Origin of the sequence: Gemmatimonas sp. UBA7669 (genome assembly GCF_002483225.1) — a bacterium.
Taxonomy (GTDB): domain Bacteria; phylum Gemmatimonadota; class Gemmatimonadetes; order Gemmatimonadales; family Gemmatimonadaceae; genus Gemmatimonas.
In genome coordinates this window covers 118097-136488 of sequence record NZ_DLHL01000015.1, presented here as the reverse complement: position 1 = coordinate 136488, position 18392 = coordinate 118097, and the positions used below count along the sequence as shown (strand labels likewise).

General features: G+C 67.5%; 14 protein-coding genes and 1 pseudogene. All 15 read left to right on the top strand.

The window, feature by feature from the left end:
- Positions 1–3 precede the first annotated feature (3 nt).
- A pseudogene (gene ftsH, locus B2747_RS20130) lies at positions 4–1979 on the top strand (ATP-dependent zinc metalloprotease FtsH).
- A 5-nt stretch (positions 1980–1984) separates the two neighbouring features.
- Complete coding sequence (locus B2747_RS05480; RefSeq protein ID WP_291157607.1) at positions 1985–3802, top strand: protein O-mannosyl-transferase family; 1818 nt, start codon at positions 1985–1987, stop codon at positions 3800–3802.
- A gap of 20 nt (positions 3803–3822) precedes the next feature.
- The gene (locus B2747_RS05475) at positions 3823–4515 is read left to right on the top strand and encodes a YggS family pyridoxal phosphate-dependent enzyme (protein ID WP_291157604.1); all 693 of its coding nucleotides are present in this window, start codon (positions 3823–3825) and stop codon (positions 4513–4515) included.
- 48 nt (positions 4516–4563) lie between these two features.
- A complete protein-coding gene (locus B2747_RS05470; RefSeq protein ID WP_291157601.1) occupies positions 4564–5190 on the top strand; it encodes a DivIVA domain-containing protein in 627 nt (208 codons plus the stop codon).
- A gap of 80 nt (positions 5191–5270) precedes the next feature.
- Positions 5271–6095 carry a purine-nucleoside phosphorylase gene (locus B2747_RS05465; RefSeq protein ID WP_414652180.1) on the top strand — a complete coding sequence of 275 codons (825 nt, stop codon included), beginning with the start codon at positions 5271–5273 and terminating at the stop codon, positions 6093–6095.
- Positions 6096–6165: 70 nt separating this feature from the next.
- On the top strand, positions 6166–9441 hold the full coding sequence (gene ileS / locus B2747_RS05460) for an isoleucine--tRNA ligase (RefSeq protein WP_291157596.1): 3276 nt from the start codon (positions 6166–6168) through the stop codon (positions 9439–9441).
- Positions 9441–9875, top strand: a complete 435-nt coding sequence (locus B2747_RS05455) for a TraR/DksA family transcriptional regulator (RefSeq protein WP_291157593.1) — start codon at positions 9441–9443, stop codon at positions 9873–9875. Before ileS ends, B2747_RS05455 begins: the two co-directional genes overlap by 1 nt.
- Before the next feature lies 1 nt (position 9876).
- On the top strand, positions 9877–10413 hold the full coding sequence (gene lspA, locus B2747_RS05450) for a signal peptidase II (protein WP_291157591.1): 537 nt from the start codon (positions 9877–9879) through the stop codon (positions 10411–10413).
- Complete coding sequence (gene lspA / locus B2747_RS05445; protein ID WP_291157588.1) at positions 10410–11060, top strand: signal peptidase II; 651 nt, start codon at positions 10410–10412, stop codon at positions 11058–11060. The genes lspA (B2747_RS05450) and lspA (B2747_RS05445) overlap by 4 nt, the downstream gene beginning before the upstream one ends.
- Positions 11047–12078 carry an RluA family pseudouridine synthase gene (locus B2747_RS05440; protein WP_291157585.1) on the top strand — a complete coding sequence of 344 codons (1032 nt, stop codon included), beginning with the start codon at positions 11047–11049 and terminating at the stop codon, positions 12076–12078. The genes lspA (B2747_RS05445) and B2747_RS05440 overlap by 14 nt, the downstream gene beginning before the upstream one ends.
- Positions 12035–12517, top strand: coding sequence for a chemotaxis protein CheW (locus B2747_RS05435; RefSeq protein WP_291157582.1), 483 nt, complete (start codon positions 12035–12037; stop codon positions 12515–12517). The genes B2747_RS05440 and B2747_RS05435 overlap by 44 nt, the downstream gene beginning before the upstream one ends.
- Positions 12514–12879, top strand: coding sequence for a response regulator (locus B2747_RS05430; RefSeq protein WP_291157579.1), 366 nt, complete (start codon positions 12514–12516; stop codon positions 12877–12879). Before B2747_RS05435 ends, B2747_RS05430 begins: the two co-directional genes overlap by 4 nt.
- A gap of 10 nt (positions 12880–12889) precedes the next feature.
- A complete protein-coding gene (locus B2747_RS05425) occupies positions 12890–15016 on the top strand; it encodes a chemotaxis protein CheA (protein ID WP_291157576.1) in 2127 nt (708 codons plus the stop codon).
- A 65-nt stretch (positions 15017–15081) separates the two neighbouring features.
- A complete protein-coding gene (locus B2747_RS05420) occupies positions 15082–15702 on the top strand; it encodes a chemotaxis protein CheC (protein ID WP_291157574.1) in 621 nt (206 codons plus the stop codon).
- Between the two features lie 18 nt (positions 15703–15720).
- Positions 15721–18387: a tetratricopeptide repeat protein gene (locus B2747_RS05415; RefSeq protein ID WP_291157572.1), complete on the top strand. Its 2667-nt coding sequence runs from the start codon at positions 15721–15723 to the stop codon at positions 18385–18387.
- Positions 18388–18392: the final 5 nt, after the last annotated feature.

The following is an 18392-nucleotide window of genomic DNA, read 5'->3' as shown; positions in this document are numbered from 1 at the left end:
AACATGACGCCCACTCCCAAGAAGCCCACGAACTGGGGACGTTTCTCCAAGACGCTCTCGTTCTGGATCCTGGTGATTCTCATCCCGGTGGCGCTGCTGTCCTACGGCAATGGCCGTGAGCCGCAGAGCGCCGAGATCGACTATTCCGCGTATCGGCAGCAGTTGGCCGCCGGCAACATCAAGACGGCCACCTTCACCGAGAACGTGCTCAACGGCCAGTTCAACCAGGAAGTGCGGGTGGGGAATCGTCCCACCACGCGCTTCACGGTGCGTCTGGTCAACGGCAGTGCGCCCAAGGAGCAGGAAGACCTGTACAAGGCCGGCGTGAAGACGGCGGCGGCCGAGCCGCGCGCGAACTTCGGCAGCCTGCTCATCACCATGCTGCCGTACCTGCTCCTGATCGGCTTCTGGATCTTCCTGTTCCGTCAGATGCAGTCGGGCGGCAACAAGGCGTTCTCGTTCGGCAAGAGCAAGGCCAAGCTGCTCAGCGGCGACACGCCCAAGGTCACCTTTGCCGACGTGGCCGGTGCGGATGAAGCCAAGGTTGAACTGCAGGAAATCATCGAGTTCCTGAAGGATCCGCAGAAGTTCACGCGTCTGGGTGGCCGTCTGCCCAAGGGCGCGCTGCTGGTGGGTCCGCCGGGTACGGGCAAGACGCTGCTGGCCAAGGCGGTGGCTGGTGAGGCCGGCCGTCCGTTCTTCAGCATGTCGGGTTCCGACTTCGTCGAAATGTTCGTGGGTGTCGGCGCCTCGCGGGTACGCGACTTGTTCGAGCAGGGCAAGGCGCACGCGCCCTGCATCATCTTCATNNCATCGACGAAATCGACGCCGTGGGTCGTCATCGTGGCGCCGGGCTCGGTGGCGGACACGATGAGCGCGAGCAGACGCTCAACCAGTTGCTGGTCGAGATGGACGGCTTCGAGTCCAACGACGGCGTCATCCTGATTGCGGCGACCAATCGTCCGGACGTGCTCGATCCGGCCCTGCTGCGTCCCGGCCGTTTCGACCGGCAGATCGTGGTGGATGCGCCGGACCTGCGAGGCCGCGAGGGCATCCTCAAGGTGCACCTGCGCAACAAGCCCATTGCCGACGACGTGAGCGTCACGGCCATCGCGCGCGGCACGCCGGGCATGGCGGGTGCCGACCTGGCCAATCTCGTGAACGAAGGCGCGCTGCTCGCGGCGCGCAAGAATCACGAGAAGATCTACATGAGCGATCTCGAGGAAGCCAAGGATCGTGTCATGCTGGGCGCCGAGCGCAAGTCGCTGGTGATGAAGGAGGAGGAGCGTCGACTCACCGCCTTCCACGAAGCCGGGCATGCGGTCTGCGCGATGATGGTGAAGGGCAACGATCCGCTGCACAAGGTCACCATCGTGCCGCGTGGTCGGGCACTGGGCATTGCCTTCACGCTGCCGGAGGACGACCGCGTGAGTGTGACGCGTGAGCAGCTCGAAGCGCGTCTGGTCATGGCGTACGGCGGCCGCGCGGCCGAAGAGATCGTGTTCGGCCACAACCGCGTCACGACCGGTGCGGCCAGCGACATCCAGCAGGCCACCAACATCGCGCGGCGCTATGTCACGCAGTGGGGATTGTCCGACACCATCGGCCCGATCCTCGTGGGTGACAACGAGCAGGAGCTCTTCCTCGGTCGCGAAATCCAGTCGCGTCGTGAAGTGTCGGAGCAGACGGCGCAGCTGGTGGACGGCGAAGTGAAGCGCGTGGCCACCGAAGCGCACCAGCGCGCGGTGACGGTGCTCACCGAGTATCGCACGCTGCTCGACGCGGTGGCGTATGCGCTGCTCGAGCGCGAAACGCTGACGCGCGACGACATTCTGTTGCTCAAGGAAGGCAAGGCCCTGCCGCCGCGCACCGGTCCCGACGTGCCGTCGGCGCCGGCCCCGTTGGCCGCCGCGCCGGTGTCGTCGCCGCGACCGGTCACGCCGCCGCTCCTCGGCGGCCCTGAGGTGGCGCCGGCCTGATTCGCTTGGCGCGTCCCCGACTCGTTGTTCCGCTGTCTCCCACCATCGTCGCCACTGTCGTGGCGACGATGGTGCTTTTTGCGACCTATCTGTCCACGGCCGCGCCCGATCTGACCTTCTGGGACGCGTCGGAGTTTACGGCGGCTGCACATGTGCTGGGCATTCCGCATCCGCCCGGCACGCCGCTGTGGATTGTGTTGGGCAAGCTGGCCACGCTGCTGTTTTCGGGAACGTCACCGGCTCGCATGGTGACGGTGTTGGCCGTCTGGTGCGCGGCGCTGGCGGGCGGCTTGGGGGCGTGGCTGGTATCGCGGTGGTCCGGTGCGCGGGCCGGCGTGGTGTCGGCGGTGACGGCCGGTACCATGTACACCGTGTGGAGCCAGGCCACCGAGGCCGAGGTGTATGCCGCCGCGCTGTTGCTTGCCGTGGCCATGCTCGTGGCCGGGGAGCTGAGTGGTCGCGCGTCCGCCACGGGCGATGTGCTCACGAGTGAGCGCGGCCGGGCGCTGCTGGCTTTTCTTGCGGGCCTTGCGCTGCCGCTCCACCTGAGCGCTCTGGTGGCGTTGCCGGCGGCGGTGGCGCTGGCCTACGGCGGCGCGCGCCCGTCGCGCAACACGGTGGTGTTGTGGGGCGCGTTGCTGCTGCTGGGCGCGTCGGCCGTGCTGGTGCTGCCGCTGCGCTCGTTGCACAATCCGCCGCTCGACTCCGGCAATCCGGAAACGTGGCGCGCCCTCTGGAGCGTGCTGCAACGCGACCAGTACGAAGTCGCGGGGCTGTTGCCGCGGCGGGCTCCGTGGTGGCTGCAACTGGGCAACCTCGGGCAGTGGGCCGACTGGCAGGTGGCCTTCGGACTGCACCCGTATCCGACGGCGGCTTGGCCGCGCACGCTGCTCACGCTGGCCTGGCCGTGGTTGGCCGCACTCGGGCTGCGCGCCGTCTGGCGCAGCGATGCGCGTGTTGGTCGAGGCATGCTCGTCCTGCTGCTCAGCGCGTCGCTGGGGGTAGTCGCGTGGCTCAACCTGCGCGCGGGGCCCAGTTTCGGTGTCGGGGTGTTGCCGGATGGCGCGCTGCATGAGGCGCGGGAACGCGATTACTTCTTTGCGTTGGCGTTCTGGGCCTGGGGGCTCTTGGCTGGTGTGGGTTTGGCCAGTCTCTCGGGAGCGCTCGCGCGCCGACTGCCGCGGCCGCTGGCCTTGCTGCCCCTGTCATTCGCCCTTGTCCCGCTCGTCGCCAACCGCAGTGTGGCCGATCGCGCGCGCGAGCCCGTGGCCACCTTGCCTCGCACCTACGCGAGGCTGTTACTGGACGCGGTCCCCACCAATGGCGTGCTGCTCACGGCCGGTGACAACGACACCTTTCCGCTGTGGTACCTGCAAATGGTCGAGGACCACCGCCCAGATGTGACCGTAGTGACGGTGCCTTTGCTGGGCGCCTCGTGGTACCGCGAAGCGCTGGCCGCACGCGGCCTGCTGGACTCGGCTATGGTGCACACCTGGCCCGGACTGGCCCCGGCGCTGCAGATGGTGCACCACCGCGCGGAAGGCCGTCAGCGTGTCGTGCGCGTGAGTACCATGCTGAGCGCGGGTGACCGCGAGCGTGTGGCACCCGACATGGGGTGGCGCTGGGAAGGCCTGGTGTGGGCGCCTGACACGGCGGCCGGCGTTGCGATCGATGCCACGCGCTGGCGCCGCGCCGCTGCCCAATTGCCACGCTCGTCGCTGCAGGCCTTGCCGGCGGGCGCCGACCCGGCCGCCCGCGCGGTGCAGCGGCTGCTGCGCTGTCTCGCGGAGCCCCCGCCGGACTTACTTGTGTCGGGCTGCTGAGACGCCTAACCTTATGTGCTATGCCAATTTCCGACCATGTCACCGTTGTTCGGGAAGCCGTGGCGGAGGCGCGTGAGCGCATCGCCGCGGCCCGCGCGCGTGGTGGGCATGGACAGGACGTGACCCTGGTGGCCGTCACCAAGACGCACGGCCCAGAGGCCGTCGAGGCGGCGTATGCGGCCGGCGTGATGGACGTGGGCGAGAACCGGGTGCAGGAAGCCGAGCGCAAGATGGACGCGGTCACAGTGCCGGTCCGCTGGCATCTGATTGGTCACCTGCAAACCAACAAGGCCGGGCACGTGCATCGTTTTCATCTCCTGCACAGCCTCGATCGCGATCGTCTGGCCAACGCCCTGCAGGAGGAGATGCGTCGCCGTGAGGCGGTGTTGGACGTGCTGGTGCAGGTCAACGTGAGTGGCGAAGCCAGCAAGGGTGGGTATGAGCCCGCCGCCTTGCCGGCACTCGCCGACCGGCTGCATGCGCTGCCCAATCTGCGTGTGCGTGGCGTCATGACCATGGCGCCGTTCGACGCCGAGGAGCGCACGCTGCGCGCGGTGTTTGCGGGCGCGCGCGAAGCCCGCGAAGAATTGCGCCGCCGCGGCCATGAGGCGCCCGTGCTGAGCATGGGCATGTCGGGCGACTTCGAGATCGCGGTGGAAGAAGGGGCCACACATGTGCGCCTCGGCACCATGCTGTTCGGCCATCGCGGCTGATCGGTACAGACGCATAGACGCGCGAACCTGACGCACCACGGATCGTTCATGACCGACGACAGTTTCCAGGGCTTCCACCTCACCGCGCTCGATGCGCGTCGCTACGACTTCGGCAACGCGCTGCGTGGCTATGATCGCGCGCGTGTGGACCAGTTTCGCGAACAGGTGGCCGAGGAACTCGAGCGCCTGGCGCGACAGAATCAGGATCTCGACACCAAGGCGCGCAATTTTCACGAGCAACTCAAGGCGTTTCGCGATCGCGAGAAGGCCCTCAATGAGGCGCTGGTGAGTGCACAGCAGTTGCGTGGCGAGATCCGGGAACAGGCCGAGCGCGAAGCGCAGCTCATCGTGCGCGAGGCACAACAGGAAGCAGAGCGCCAACTGGCCGCCGTGCGCGAGGAGATGCGACGCGCACAGGACGACCTGCAACAGATCCTGCGCACGCGTCGCACGTTTCTGTCGCAGTTGCGCAATCAGCTCGAGCGGCAGTTGTCGGAACTCAACGCCGCCGAAAACGAGGCCTTGCCGGAGTTTCCCACGCCGCGCACGCTCACAGCCATGAACACCGGTCTGGGCGAGCCGCCGGTGGCGCGCGATATCCGCGAGATGCCGCCGCGTCCGATGGCGCCCACACCCTCGTGGCTCGACGCCGTGGTGGAGGAAGAAGAATCGTGAGTGGAACGCCCGTGCCGTCGTCGCGGCCGCAGTTGCAGTACACGCAGGCGCATCAGGCGGTTGGCCTCGCGCATCCTGCGCTGGGACTTCACGCGCGTGAGCGCATCGAGGCCTGTGCACAGGCCGTGCGTCAGCGTTTTGCGAAGCCCGTGGATGCCGCCATCATTCTCGGTACCGGTCTTGGCCGGCTGGCCGAAGAGATGGCGGTGGAGCAGGTCATCGAATACCACGAGCTGCCCAACTTTCCGCTGAGCACTGTAGAGTCGCACAAGGGCCGTCTGCTCTGTGGCACGTTGGGTGGCAAGACGGTGGTGGCCATGCAGGGGCGCTTCCATCGCTACGAAGGCTACACGTTGCAGCAGGTCACCTTTCCGGTGCGTGTGCTGCGGGCGCTTGGGGCACAAACCCTCATCGTGAGCAATGCCTGCGGTGGCATGCATCCTCTGTGGGCGCCTGGCGATCTCATGCTCATCGCCGATCACATCAATCTGCTGGGTGACAACCCGCTGATCGGGCCCAACGACGACACGCTCGGACCGCGCTTTCCGGACATGTCGGCGCCGTATGACACGGGCTTGCGTCAGTTGGCGCGCGAGGTGGCCGCGGCGCAGGGCGTGCCACTGCGCGAGGGCGTGTACGTGGCGGTGCAGGGCCCCAATCTCGAGACGCGCGCCGAGTATCGTTTTTTGCGCGGCATCGGCGCCGATGTGGTGGGCATGAGCACCGTGCCGGAAGTCATCGTGGCCGTGCATGGCGGCATGAAGGTGCTGGGTTTGTCCATCATCACCGACCAGTGCCTGCCTGACGCCCTCGAGCCGGCCGACGTGTCGCAGATCATCAGCGTGGCGCGCGCCGCCGAGCCCAAGCTGTCGGCGGTGGTGCAGGGCGTGCTCGCGCGTTTGTGAGCGCGCACATGCCTCCGGTTGAGCCGGCGTCCGAGACGCCCCACTTCTCTCGCTTCTTTCCGATTCCGACGTGACGCTGTATCCGCTGCTACCTGACACCGCTGCAGATGCCCTCGAGCGTGGGCTGCTGGACACCTGGGATGCCGAGCATCTGTTCGAGCAGAGCCAGGCGGCCCGCGCCGGCGCGAAGCCGTTTGTGTTCTTCGAGGGGCCGCCGACGGCCAACGGTCGTCCGGGCATTCACCACGTGTTCGCACGCACGGTCAAGGACCTGTTCTGCCGGCACCGCGCCATGCAGGGCTACTATGTGCCGCGCAAGGCGGGCTGGGATACCCACGGCCTGCCGGTGGAAATCGAGGTGGAGAAGGAGCTGCAGCGTGAGGAGGCTGCGCGGCGTGGCGTCGATCCGTCGGAGATTGCGAAGCTGGGCGGCAAGCAGCTCATCGAGCAGGTGGGGGTGGCGGAGTTCAATCGCCGCTGCCGTGAAAGCGTGTGGAAGTATCGCGGCGAGTGGGAGAAGCTTTCGCATCGCACCGCGTATTGGCTGGACTATGAGCGTCCGTATGTGACCTACTCGCACGACTTCGTGGAGTCGGTGTGGTGGGCGCTGCGCACGTTGTACGACAAGAATCTGCTGGCGCGCGGTCACAAGATTCTGCCATACTGCGCGCGTTGCGGCACGGCGCTGTCCAGTCATGAGGTGGCGCAGGGATACGAAGACGTCGAAGATCCGAGCGTGTACGTGGCGCTCGACCTGCTCGACGCCGACGGCAGTGCGCCGGCCATGCGCCGCCGCATCATCGTGTGGACCACCACGCCGTGGACGCTGGTGTCGAACACGGCGTTGGCCGTGAACAACGACCTCACGTATGCGGAGCTGCGCAAGAAGACCGGCGCCGAGTGGACGATCGTGCTGGCGGAAGCGCGCGTACCCGGTGTGCTGGGCGCGGATTGGGCGGACCGCTGGGACGTCGTGGGCACCATGGCGGGGCGTGAGCTGGTGGGCCGTCGCTATCGCCGTCCGCTGGATTGGGTGCCGTATCCCGATGAGGGCCAGCACGAGATCATCGTCGGCGAAGACTTTGTGTCTGCCGATGATGGCTCGGGCGTGGTACACATGGCGCCGGCGTTCGGCGCCGACGACTATGCCGCCGGTCAACGACATGGGCTCGCGTTCGTGCAGCCCGTCAACGCGCGCGGCGAGTTCAATGCCGAGGTCCCCGAGGTGGGCGGCGTGTTCGTCAAGAAGGCGGACGCGCGCATTCTCGAGGTGCTCAAGCAGCGTGACGTACTGTGGAAGGCCGGCACCTTCGTGCACGCGTATCCGCATTGCTGGCGCTGCGGCACGCCATTGCTGTATTACGCGCGCGGCTCGTGGTTCGTGCGCACCACGGCGCGCCGCGACGGACTGCTCTCACGCAACGCGGCGGTGAACTGGAATCCGGCCGAGATCGGTTCAGGGCGTTTTGGCGAGTGGCTGTCCAACAACGTGGATTGGGCCATCTCGCGTGATCGCTACTGGGGCACGCCGCTGCCGGTGTGGATCAATGACGCCGATCCGTCGGAAATCGAAGTCATCGGCAGCCATGCCGAGCTGGCCGAACGCATTGGCCGCGCGCTGCCCGAGGATTTTGATCCGCACAAGCCGCACATCGACCAGTACACCTGGCCCGCGAAGAGCGGCACGGGCACCATGCGCCGTGTGCCGGAGGTCATCGACACCTGGTTCGATTCGGGTTCGATGCCCTTTGCGCAGTGGCACTATCCGTTCGAGAACCAGGACATGGTGGCCGCGCAGTATCCGGCGGACTTCATCGCCGAAGGCGTCGACCAGACACGCGGCTGGTTCTACTCGCTGCTGGCCATTGCCACGGGTCTGGGTGATGCGCTGCCCAACAACACCGATGGACAGGCCGCGCCGTATCGGAGTGTGGTGGTGAACGACCTCGTGCTGGACGCGCAGGGGCAGAAGATGTCCAAGTCGCGCGGCAACGTGGTCAATCCGTGGGAGGTGCTGGAGCGCCACGGCGCGGACGCCGTGCGGCTGTTCCTGGTGGCATCGAGTCAGGTGTGGGTGCCGCGACGCTTCGACGAGAACGCCATTCGCGAAACCGCGGGGCGTTTCCTGCTCACGTTCCGCAATGTGTACAACGGCATCTTCGCGCAGTACGCCAACTTCGGCTGGCAGCCCAGCGCGGCCGATCCGGCGGTGGCGGATCGGCCGGCGCTGGATCGCTGGATCCTCTCGCGTCTTACGCGCGTGGAGCAGGACGTGGATGCGGCGCTGACGGCGTACGACGCTACGGCGGCCGCGCGTCGTGTCATGCAGTTCATGGACGACGACGTCTCCAAGTGGTACGTGCGGCAGAGCCGCGCCCGCTTCTACGACGTGTCCACCGATGACAACCGCGCGGCCTTTGCGACATTGCACGAGGTGCTGTCGGTCACCTGCCGTCTGCTGGCCCCGTTTGCTCCGTTCATGACCGATGCGGTGCACCGGGCCCTGACCGGAACTTCCGTGCATCTTGCGTCGTACACGCGGGAGACCCCGACGCCGGTGGACGCAGCGCTCGAGGCGGCCATGGACGACATCCGGACGCTGGCCGGTCTCGGGCACGCCGCGCGCGACGTCGCGGACGTGAAGGTGCGGCAACCGCTGCCGTCCATGCAGTGCGTGGTGCCGGGCGCCGTGGATCTGACCGCCACCCTGGGTGAGTTGCTGGCGGCCGAGCTCAACGTGAAGCGGGTGGAGTTTGTCACGTCCACCGACAACCTGGTGTCGCTGGAGGCCAAGGCGAACTTCCGGACGCTGGGCAAGAAGTTCGGGAAGGAAACGCCGGCAGTGGCGGCGGCGGTGGGCACCATGGCGGCCGACCTGCTGCGGCAGTTGGCGGCGGGGCAGGACGTAACCATCGAGGTGGACGGCGTCCAGCGCTTGATTGCGCCGGACGACGTCGCCATCATCCGGCGCGCCTCCGGCGCGGCCGTGGTGCAGGAGCACCAGGGTTACGGGGTGGCGCTCGATCCGACCATCACCCCGGAGCTTCGGGCCGAAGGTTTGGCGCGGGAAGTGATCAGTCGTGTGCAGCGACTCCGCAAGGAAAGCGGGCTCGAGGTCAGCGACCGCATCGCGCTCGCGGTGGGTGGAGACGACGACGTGCTGGCGGCGGTGGCGTCTCATCGGACGCATATCGCTGGTGAGGTCCTTGCCGCGCGATTGCTGCTTGGCGAGGAAGCAGGAACACCGTTCCCGACCGAGGGGAACGGCGGCATGTGGACCGCGCTGCAGTCGGCCGACGTCGATGGACGGACGGTGCGTCTGGCGCTTACCAAGGAAGGGTCGTGATGGCCGAGTCGAAAGCCGCGCCCGCCAAGGACGCGAAGAAGTCGAAGCCGATGCCCAAGAAGCAGCTGCAGTATTTCGAGAAGCGGCTGCTCGAAGAGCGCAAGCGTGTACTCAAGGAACTCGGCCATCACAGCGATACGCTGGGCCCCAACGGCGAGGCCTCCGAGGGCGACAGCAGCGCGTACTCCTTCCATATGGCCGACCAGGGCACCGACGCGATGGAGCGCGAGAAGGCCTTCCTGTTTGCGTCAAAGGAAGGGCGCTTCCTGTGGCACATCGATCAGGCGCTGCGGCGGCTGTACAAGGCGCCGGAGACCTTCGGCAAGTGCCACCAGTGTGGCGAAGACATCGCGTTCGAGCGCCTCGATGCGCTGCCGAACGCGCGCTATTGCATCGCCTGCAAGCAGCGCGAGGAAGACTCGAAGAAGAGCTGACGTGAAGGCGATCATCGCGGTACCCGTCTTCCTCGTCGTCGTCATCGTCGACTTCATCACGAAGGCGGTGGCCGTCGCAACGATGGTCACTGCCGGCGCGGCCCGTCCCGTTATCGGGGACTGGGTGCGCTTTGCGCTGGTGTACAATCCGGGTGCCGCGTTCGGACTGCATCTCGGGCCGTATTCGCGCTGGCTGTTCATGGCGCTCACGGTGGTGGCGCTGTTCGTGCTGTGGCGCCTGTATCGCAGCGCCACGGACGACGAGGTGCCCAAGGTGCTGGCCGTCGCCCTGGTGGCGTCGGGCGCGGTGGGCAACGTCATCGATCGCATGCGCTCGGAGTTGGGCGTGGTGGATTTCATTGACGTCGGCGTTGGCGCGCATCGCTGGCCCACGTTCAATGTGGCCGACATGGCCGTGAGCACCGGCGCGATTCTGCTGGCCTGGGTGCTGTGGCAGGAAGAACGTCGGGCCGAAGCGCTGCAGGCGCAGCAGCAAGCCGAGCAAAAGGCTTCATCGTCGACGACGGGCGCGTCGTGAAGCCGAATCCCCGTGCTGCCGCCGCGTCGGCGGTGTTGAACGACGCGCCCGTGGCATCGACCACGCTGCGCTTCTGGCTCATCGTGGCTGTCTGTGTGGCGGCGGACTTCGTCACCAAGGCGCTGGCCGTCGAGCATCTGGTGCCACGGCACATGCCGCACCGCATTATCGGCGATGTGGTGCGCTTCACGCTGGCCTACAATCCGGGGGCTGCCTTCGGCATGCACCTCGGTCCCGGCTCGCGCTGGATTTTTGCGGTCTTGAGTGTGGTGATCGTCGTGGTGCTGCTGCGTGCCACGGCCGACCTCACACGCATGTCGCGGCTGGCGGCGTTTGGTGTACCGGTGGTGGTGGGTGGAGCAATCGGCAACCTGCTCGATCGTGTGCGACTGCGTGAGGGCGTCGTGGACTTCATCGACATCGGCGTCGGCACGGTGCGCTTCTGGACCTTCAATGTGGCCGACACCTGTGTGACCATCGGCGCTGTCTGTCTGGTGATTGCGCTGTGGCAACAGGACATCGCGCAGCAGGACGTGGGGCAGCAAGGCGTGGGGCCGCAAGGCGTGGGGCCGCAGGGCATCGCCGAACGGGGGAGTGCACCGTCGCCGTCCGCTGAAGCCGGTGACGCTGGCCATGGCCAGTCCTGATTCGCCGACGGGTTCAGCCGCACAAGCGCTCGCGCGTCGATTCGCGTTTGTGGTGGAGCAGGCGGGCGAGCGACTCGACCTGCTGGTGGCGCGGCATGGGGATCTCTCGCGCACGCAGGCGGCCACGCTCATTGCGACGGATCACGTCGTGGTGAATGGGCGGCACGAGAAGGCGTCGTACCGCGGTGAGGTGGGTGACCGCGTGGAAGTCACCGTGCCGCCCCCTCCGGGCCGTGACATCGTGCCGGAGCAGATCCCGCTCGACATCGTATTTGAGGATGATCACCTGTTGGTGGTGGACAAGCCCGCCGGCATGGTGGTGCATCCGGCGCCGGGCAACTGGACCGGCACGCTGGTGAATGCGCTCATGGGCCGCGGTGAGCCGCTGGCCGAGGGCGGCGGCGAAGATCGGGCGGGCCTCGTGCACCGTCTCGACAAGGACACCTCGGGCCTTCTCGTGGTGGCCAAGACCGACGCGTCGCACCGCGTACTCAGTTCGGCGCTGGCGGCCCGTCGCGTCACCCGTCGCTACGTGGCCGTGTGTTGGGGGCACCTGCATGCGGACACCCTGACGGTGGACCAGCCGCTGGCGCGCGATCCGCGAGACCGAACGCGCATGGCAATCGTCCAAGGGGGCAAGGCGGCACGCACCGACTTTGTGCGGCTGGCCCGCTTCGACAGTGTGGACCTGCTGCGTGCGCACCTGCACTCGGGACGCACGCATCAGATTCGTGTGCATCTGGCGAGTGTGGGGCATCCGGTGATCGGTGATGACACCTACGGCGGAGGCGGCGGGCGCAAGCTGGCCGCCCTGCCGCCACGGCGTCATTTCCTGCATGCTGCCTGGTTGCGCTTCGTGCATCCGGTCTCGGGTGAGGTGGTCGACTTGCGCTCGCCCCTTCCGCCCGATCTCCGCCAGTCGCTGGCGGTGTTGAGCGGCATGCCGGAGCTCGCGTCCACTCACGACCCGCTCGATGTCTTCGGCTTCTACCAACTCCAGGACGGCCAGACCGGCTGAACTGCCTCACGACCACTCGGATGACGAAACACGTCCGGAGTGGTTGGTGGTGCGTGTGAGCGGGATCCGGCGCGGCATTCCCATCGCGCAGGTGCGCGAAGTCTTGCGGGCGCAGGGCCTTCGCCGCGTGCCGGGGACGCCGCCGGTGCACGCCGGCATCGTGAATGTGCGCGGGGCCATCGTCACCGTCCTGGACGCCGGCTGTCACACAGACGGCATGGATGTGGCCGCCGCATCTGCCGGTCCCCGTGCCGTCTCGGCCGGTTCAATCGTCCTGCTCGCGTATGGCACCCGGCCGATCGGGATTGCCGTGGACAGCGTGGACGGTGTGTCGGAGGTGGAGGCGGACAACGCCGATCACCCGCGCGCCATTCAGCCGTTCGACGCCGTGGCCTGGTGCGCGCGGCATCTGCATTCAGCCGAGGAGAGGGAACGGTGAGCCGCACGGTACTCATCTGCGACGACGCGATTTTCATGCGCACGATGGTGGGAGACATTCTCACGCAGGCGGGCTTCCAGATTGTCGGGGAAGCGGAGACCGGCGTGCAGGCGGTGGAGAAGTACAAGCACCTCCGCCCCGACCTCGTCACCATGGACATTGTCATGCCGGACATGGGCGGCATCGATGCCGTGCGGGAAATCACGAAGCATGATCCGGCCGCGCGCATTCTCATGTGCAGCGCGATGGGACAGCAGGCGCTGGTGGTGGAAGCCATTCAGGCCGGCGCCAAGGATTTTGTGGTCAAGCCGTTTCAGCCCAGTCGGGTGCTGGAAGCGGTGAATCGCGTCCTCGCGGCCTGATCAACGCGCCGTGGATGCTGCGCGGTATGCCGCGCTGTTCGCGGCGGAATCGCGGGAACATCTCGCGGAGATAGACGAGGCGCTGCTCGATCTCGAGCAGCGCCTTGGCGCGCGTGGTGCCGTCGATGCCGCGACTGTGGATGCCCCGCTGGCTGCGGTGTTCCGCGCCATGCATTCGATCAAGGGCATGGCGGGCGCCATGGGACACGAACTCGTCGAGCAGCTCGCGCACGCGCTCGAGAGTCGCTGTGAGCCACTGCGCGAGGGAAGCGAAGCCCTGTCGTCGACGGTGCTTGAACTGCTCTTTGACGGAACCGCGCTGCTGCGTCAGGCCATTGCCGACGCCACGGACAGTACTGCAGAACTGCCGGGCAGGTCGTCCGGCGAGGCCGACACGTCACAACGCGCCGCGCAGCTGATGGCGCGACTCGACGCCTCTCTGGGCCAGCCGCGTCGGCACCCGCAGGCTGACACGAATGGTGATGGAGAAGCCGCCGATCTCTTTCCGATGGCCCGTGCTGGCAGCGGTGCCCTGGAGAGCAACGCCACGGAGACATGGGGCCGAGCCGACGAAGAGACGCCGCAGCACACGAACCTGCGTCACGTCGATGTGCGCCTCACGGCGGATTGCCCGCTGAAGGGGGTGCGCGCTCTGCTCGTGCTTTCGCGTCTGCAGCAGGTGGGTCTGGTACGCAGCACGTATCCCGAGCAGGCGCAGTGGACGAGTGAGCAGTTCGACGGACAGTTTCGCGTCATGCTCATCACGGGCGCTGACGATGACAACATCGCGAAGGCGGTGCATTCGGCGGGTGATGTTGCCCAGGTGACGGTACGCCAGCCGGCGGCGGCGCGTGCAGCCACTGTTCCGGTTGCGGACACCAGCGCGCGCGCGGCCGACCTCGCAGCGGGCGGTCTGTCCGGCGACGGCGCACGGGGGGACAGCACGGGCCTCGCGCTCGATGGCCCGTCGGCGTTTGTGCGTGTGGATGCGCGTCGGCTCGATTCACTGCTCGATCTTGTGGGGGAGCTGGTCATCACGCGCGACCGGTTGCTGCGCGCCGTGGAAGCGAGTGAGCATCCCGACCGCGAAACCCAGCGTGCGGCACGTGATACCGCGCGGCTCGTGTCGGTGTTGCAGGACGAGGTGCTGCAGGCTCGTCTGCTGCCCATGGCGCAGGTGTTCGATCGCTTTCCGCGTGTGGTGCGCGACATGGCGCGCGATCTGGGCAAGGACGTGCGCTTTGTGATGGAGGGCCGGGACCTGGCGGTGGATCGCTCACTGCTCGATGCCCTCGTCGATCCCTTGCTGCATCTCCTGCGCAACGCCATCGATCATGGGCTCGAAGACAACACCACGCGGGTGGCCGCAGGCAAGCCGGCGTCCGGCGAGTTGATCGTGCGCGCCGCGCGTGACCGCGCGACGGTGGTGGTGCAGGTGCAGGACGATGGTCGAGGCATCGATCGGGAGGCCGTGCGGCGACGCGCGCAGGCGCTTGGGCTGCTCGACGCGGCGCAGGCGGCGCCCGGTGCCGCGCCACTCGATGATGACGCGCTGCTGGAACTCATCGCGCATCCGGGTTTCTCCACTGCGAGCAACGTATCGCGCGTTTCGGGACGTGGGGTGGGTGTCGACGTCGTCAACACGCGCGTGCGGGCGCTGGGCGGGCAGTTGGAGCTCGAAACGATTGCCGGCGTGGGCACGCTCATCACCATGCGCCTGCCGGCCTCGTTGGCCATCACCCGCGCCCTGCTGGTGCAGGTGGCCGGAGAGACCTTTGCGCTGCCCGCGGCCCAGGTGGAAGAAGCACTGGTCTGGCACGACGAACTGGCGGCGCCGGGAGCCCAGGCCATTTCGCTGCGGGACGAACGCATTCCGCTGGTGGCCCTGGAGGAGGTGTTCGGGCTGCAGCGGGCGGAGGGCGAGCGCGCAGGCACCCCGGATTCGGAGCGACATGTGGTGGTGGCCGAGTGGGGCGGACGTCGGGCGGCGTTGCTGGTGGATGCGCTGCTGGCCCAGCAGGACATCGTGGTCAAGCCGCTGGAGCGGGTGCGCGGGGCGGCCCCCTGGTTCAGCGGGGCCACGGTGCTTGGTGACGGGAGCCCTGCCTTGATCGTTGATGTGACGGGGGTGGTGTGAAGTCCGGCACGCCATTGGCCCCGATCCGGCTGATCTCCGACGTGTGAAGTGAGGGTGGTGCCCCGATGGCCGCAATTCAGTCGCTCAAGAACATCCAACTCGATGCGTTGCGCGAGACCGCCAACATCGGGGCGGGCCATGCGGCCACCGCATTGTCGCAAATGACGGGCAGCACCATCATGATCAAGGTGCCGGCCATCAGTGTGGCCAGTGTGGAAGAACTGCCGGCGCAATTTGCGCCGGACGAGGAACCCGTGGCCGCGGTGCTCATGCACATGCTCGGCGATCTCACCGGTCGCACGCTGCTGGTGTTTCCCAAGCCCACCGTGCTGCGCCTCGCGGAACTCATGCTGCGCCGACCCATTGGCTCGTCCGTGGCCTTCAGCGAACTCGAGACCTCGGCCATCAAGGAAACCGGCAATATCCTGAGTGGTGCGTACATGAACGCGCTCAGTGATTTCCTTGGCATGCTGCTGCTGCCTTCGCCGCCCACGCTGGTCGTCGACATGTCGGTAGCGGTCCTCACCAGCGCGTTTGGCGAGTTCAGCGCGGACCCGGACGCCATTCTCTGCGTGGAGAGTGAGTTCGTGGTGCGGGACAACAACCAGACGCTGCGGGGCTTCTTCCTGCTGCTGCCCGACCCGGCCTCGCTGCAGGTCCTGCTGCGCGCACTGCGTCTGGCCTGACCGGCCGCCCTCGCGCCGATGTCACCAGCAGCCGGATCCGGCCGCGACCTGGACGTGTTGCGCGGCATGATGTCCCGGGTCGATCCCAACGATCCGGGCGCGTTCAACAATCTGGGCGTCCTTTACCACACGCGCGGCCTGCATGCGGAGTCCGTGGAGGCCTTTCTGCGCGCCTTGGCCATCGACCCGCGCATGCGCACGGCGTCGCGCAATCTGGAGGTGGCCGCGCGTCAGCCCGGGGCCTGCGATGCGCGACTCGAGGCGCTCACGGCCCGCGTGGCAACCGATCCGGACGATCGGGACGCACTGCGTGAACACGCGCGGCTGCTGCGTCTCATTGGCCGTGTGGAAGAGGCCACCCGCGAACTCGACGCGCTGATTGCCGAAGATCCGGACGACGCGGCCGCCCTGTTCGAGCGCGGACTGATCGAGCAGCGCGTCGGTGATTTGCGGCGCGCGCAGCGCTGGTTTGAGCGCGCGGTGAATGCGCAGGCCGTCGGTGACGCCCGCCTCCATCTGGCCGAAGTGTTGTATCAGCGGGGCCAGAACGAACAGGCGCTGCACGTGCTCGATGAGCTGTTGACTGAGTCCGCTGAGCATGCAGAGGCGCACCTGTTGCGTGGATTCGTGCTCGGGGACATGGGTCGGCATGAGGCGGCCCTGATGGCCGCACGTACGGCCGCCCGGCTCGATCCACGACTCGAAACCGTGCAGGGTGATCTGCTGCTCGACGGCTCGTCGCAGGAGCCGGTGATGCAGGCGGTCATGCAGGTGGAGGGCGATGGCGCGCTGGCGCGGCATGGTCTGGGCCTCGCCTTTCGTCAGCGCGGCTATTTCCGAGAAGCCCGTCGCGAATTCGAGCGCGCACTCGAACAGGGCGAGGACGCGCAACTGGTGCAGCATGCGCTGGCCGAGCTGGACTTGCTTGACGGACTGTCGGCCGAAGCGCAGCAACGCTACGACCAGCTGCTCGAGCGTACAGAATCGGCGCGCTTGTGGAACGAGCGCGGCGTGGCGCTGCATCAGGGTGGCAACGTGGAAGCCGCCGCCGAGAGCTATCGCCGCGCGCTGCGTCTCGATCCGCGCCACGCTTTGGCCTACAACAACCTTGGCGTGGCGCTGGCCGACCGCGGTGATGCGCAGGCAGCTCGTGAAGCCCTGCTGCGTGCCACGGAGCTCGACCCCACGCTCGTCCTGGCCCGCGTCAATCTGGCGCGATGGGCGGTGCTGCATGGTGAGGCCTACGAAGCACTGACGCTGCTGCGTGAAGTGGTGGCGTTTCATCCGCGTGAGGCAGAGGCCTGGCATGTGCTGGGCGTCGTGCTGCGACAGGTGGGAAGGCCCGAAGACGCGCGTGATGCTCTGGTGCAGGCCATCGAACATCGCCCGACGCATGCGGAAGCGCGCTATGTGCTGGCCGAGGTGCTGGCCTCGCTTGGTGATGATGAAGGCGCCGCGCGGGAAACCGAGGGGGCGCTTGGCCTGGCGAGTGTGCGTCGTCCACTGCGTCTGGCCGTGACGGTGGCGCTGCAGCTGGAGTGCCCGGATGCGGTGGGGCCGCTTGACCTCCTCGCGCTTGGCAGCGGTGTCCCGCTGGAAGGCGTGACCTTTGATGCCTCGCAGGTGGAGGACTGGCTGCCCGAACAACCGCGGCACGCCGCTCCCAAGTCGCCGGTCGCGCGCGCCATTGATTGGTGCGAGCAGGCCGACGCGTTTGCGGAGCGTGGTTTGCATGGTGAGGCCGTGGAACGCTATCGCTCGGCGCATGAGCTGCTGTTGGGCGGTGAGGCCGATACCAATGCGGATGCCAATCCGGATGCCAATCCGGATGCCAATCCTGATGCCGCACAGCCCGGGGTCGCCGCCGACGACACGGTGGCGCAGGCGGTGCGCCACGCACGGCACCGCGCCTTGCGCGGCGAAGCGCGCACCCTGTGTCTGCTCGGACGCGCCGAGGAGGCGCTACCGCTGCTGCAGCGTCTCCTGCCCGCAGCGCCGCATGATGCCGAACTGCTCACACTGCAGGCGGCGGCGTTGCTGGGCCACTCGGACAGCGCTGCGCGTGCGGCTCTGCTGCGCGTGCTCGGCCAGGATTGCGACAGCGCCGCGCTGCTGCACTATGCGGGCGATCTGGCCTCGCGCTTGGGCGATGCCGCCATTGCCCTTGGCGCGTACCGCCGCGCGTTGGCGCTCGACCCCACGCGCCCCACACCGCGCGTGGCCATTGCGCGCGTACTGCGCGAACGCGGTGACCTGCTGGCCGCGCGTCTCGAGCTGGTGGCCGCACTGGCCACGGCGCCAACCTGGCGTGACGCCATCTGTGAGTTGGCGCTGGTGCATCGCGACGCCGGACGTCTGGAGGAGTCGCGTCGACTGCTCGTGGCGCAGTTGCAGCGCGTTCCGACCGACCTGGCCGCGCTGGAGCAGCTCACCGACGTGTTGGTGGCCGAGGAACGCATGAGCGACGCCCGCGTGGCGGTGGATCGATTGCTGCGTCACGAGCCCGATCGGGCAGGGGCCTGGTGGTTTGACGCGGTGCTGCTGGCCGATCAGGCCCGCTGGCGCGACGCCTTTACCCGCTGGCAGGCCCTTGCGGCGCGTGATGACGCCGCGCCGTGGAGCACGCGGGCGCAGGAAGCGCTGTCGCGGGCTGCGGCCCTGTCGTCCGCACAGCGCGCGAGCTGAGGCCA

Bases quoted from the DNA above. Each gene is read 5' to 3' on its own strand.
- B2747_RS05475 (WP_291157604.1), top strand. From the start codon at position 3,823: ATGCCAATTTCCGACCATGTCACCGTTGTTCGGGAAGCCGTGGCGGAG.
- B2747_RS05470 (WP_291157601.1), top strand. From the start codon at position 4,564: ATGACCGACGACAGTTTCCAGGGCTTCCACCTCACCGCGCTCGATGCG.
- B2747_RS05455 (WP_291157593.1), top strand. From the start codon at position 9,441: ATGGCCGAGTCGAAAGCCGCGCCCGCCAAGGACGCGAAGAAGTCGAAG.
- B2747_RS05440 (WP_291157585.1), top strand. From the start codon at position 11,047: ATGGCCAGTCCTGATTCGCCGACGGGTTCAGCCGCACAAGCGCTCGCG.
- B2747_RS05435 (WP_291157582.1), top strand. From the start codon at position 12,035: ATGTCTTCGGCTTCTACCAACTCCAGGACGGCCAGACCGGCTGAACTG.
- B2747_RS05420 (WP_291157574.1), top strand. From the start codon at position 15,082: ATGGCCGCAATTCAGTCGCTCAAGAACATCCAACTCGATGCGTTGCGC.
- B2747_RS05415 (WP_291157572.1), top strand. From the start codon at position 15,721: ATGTCACCAGCAGCCGGATCCGGCCGCGACCTGGACGTGTTGCGCGGC.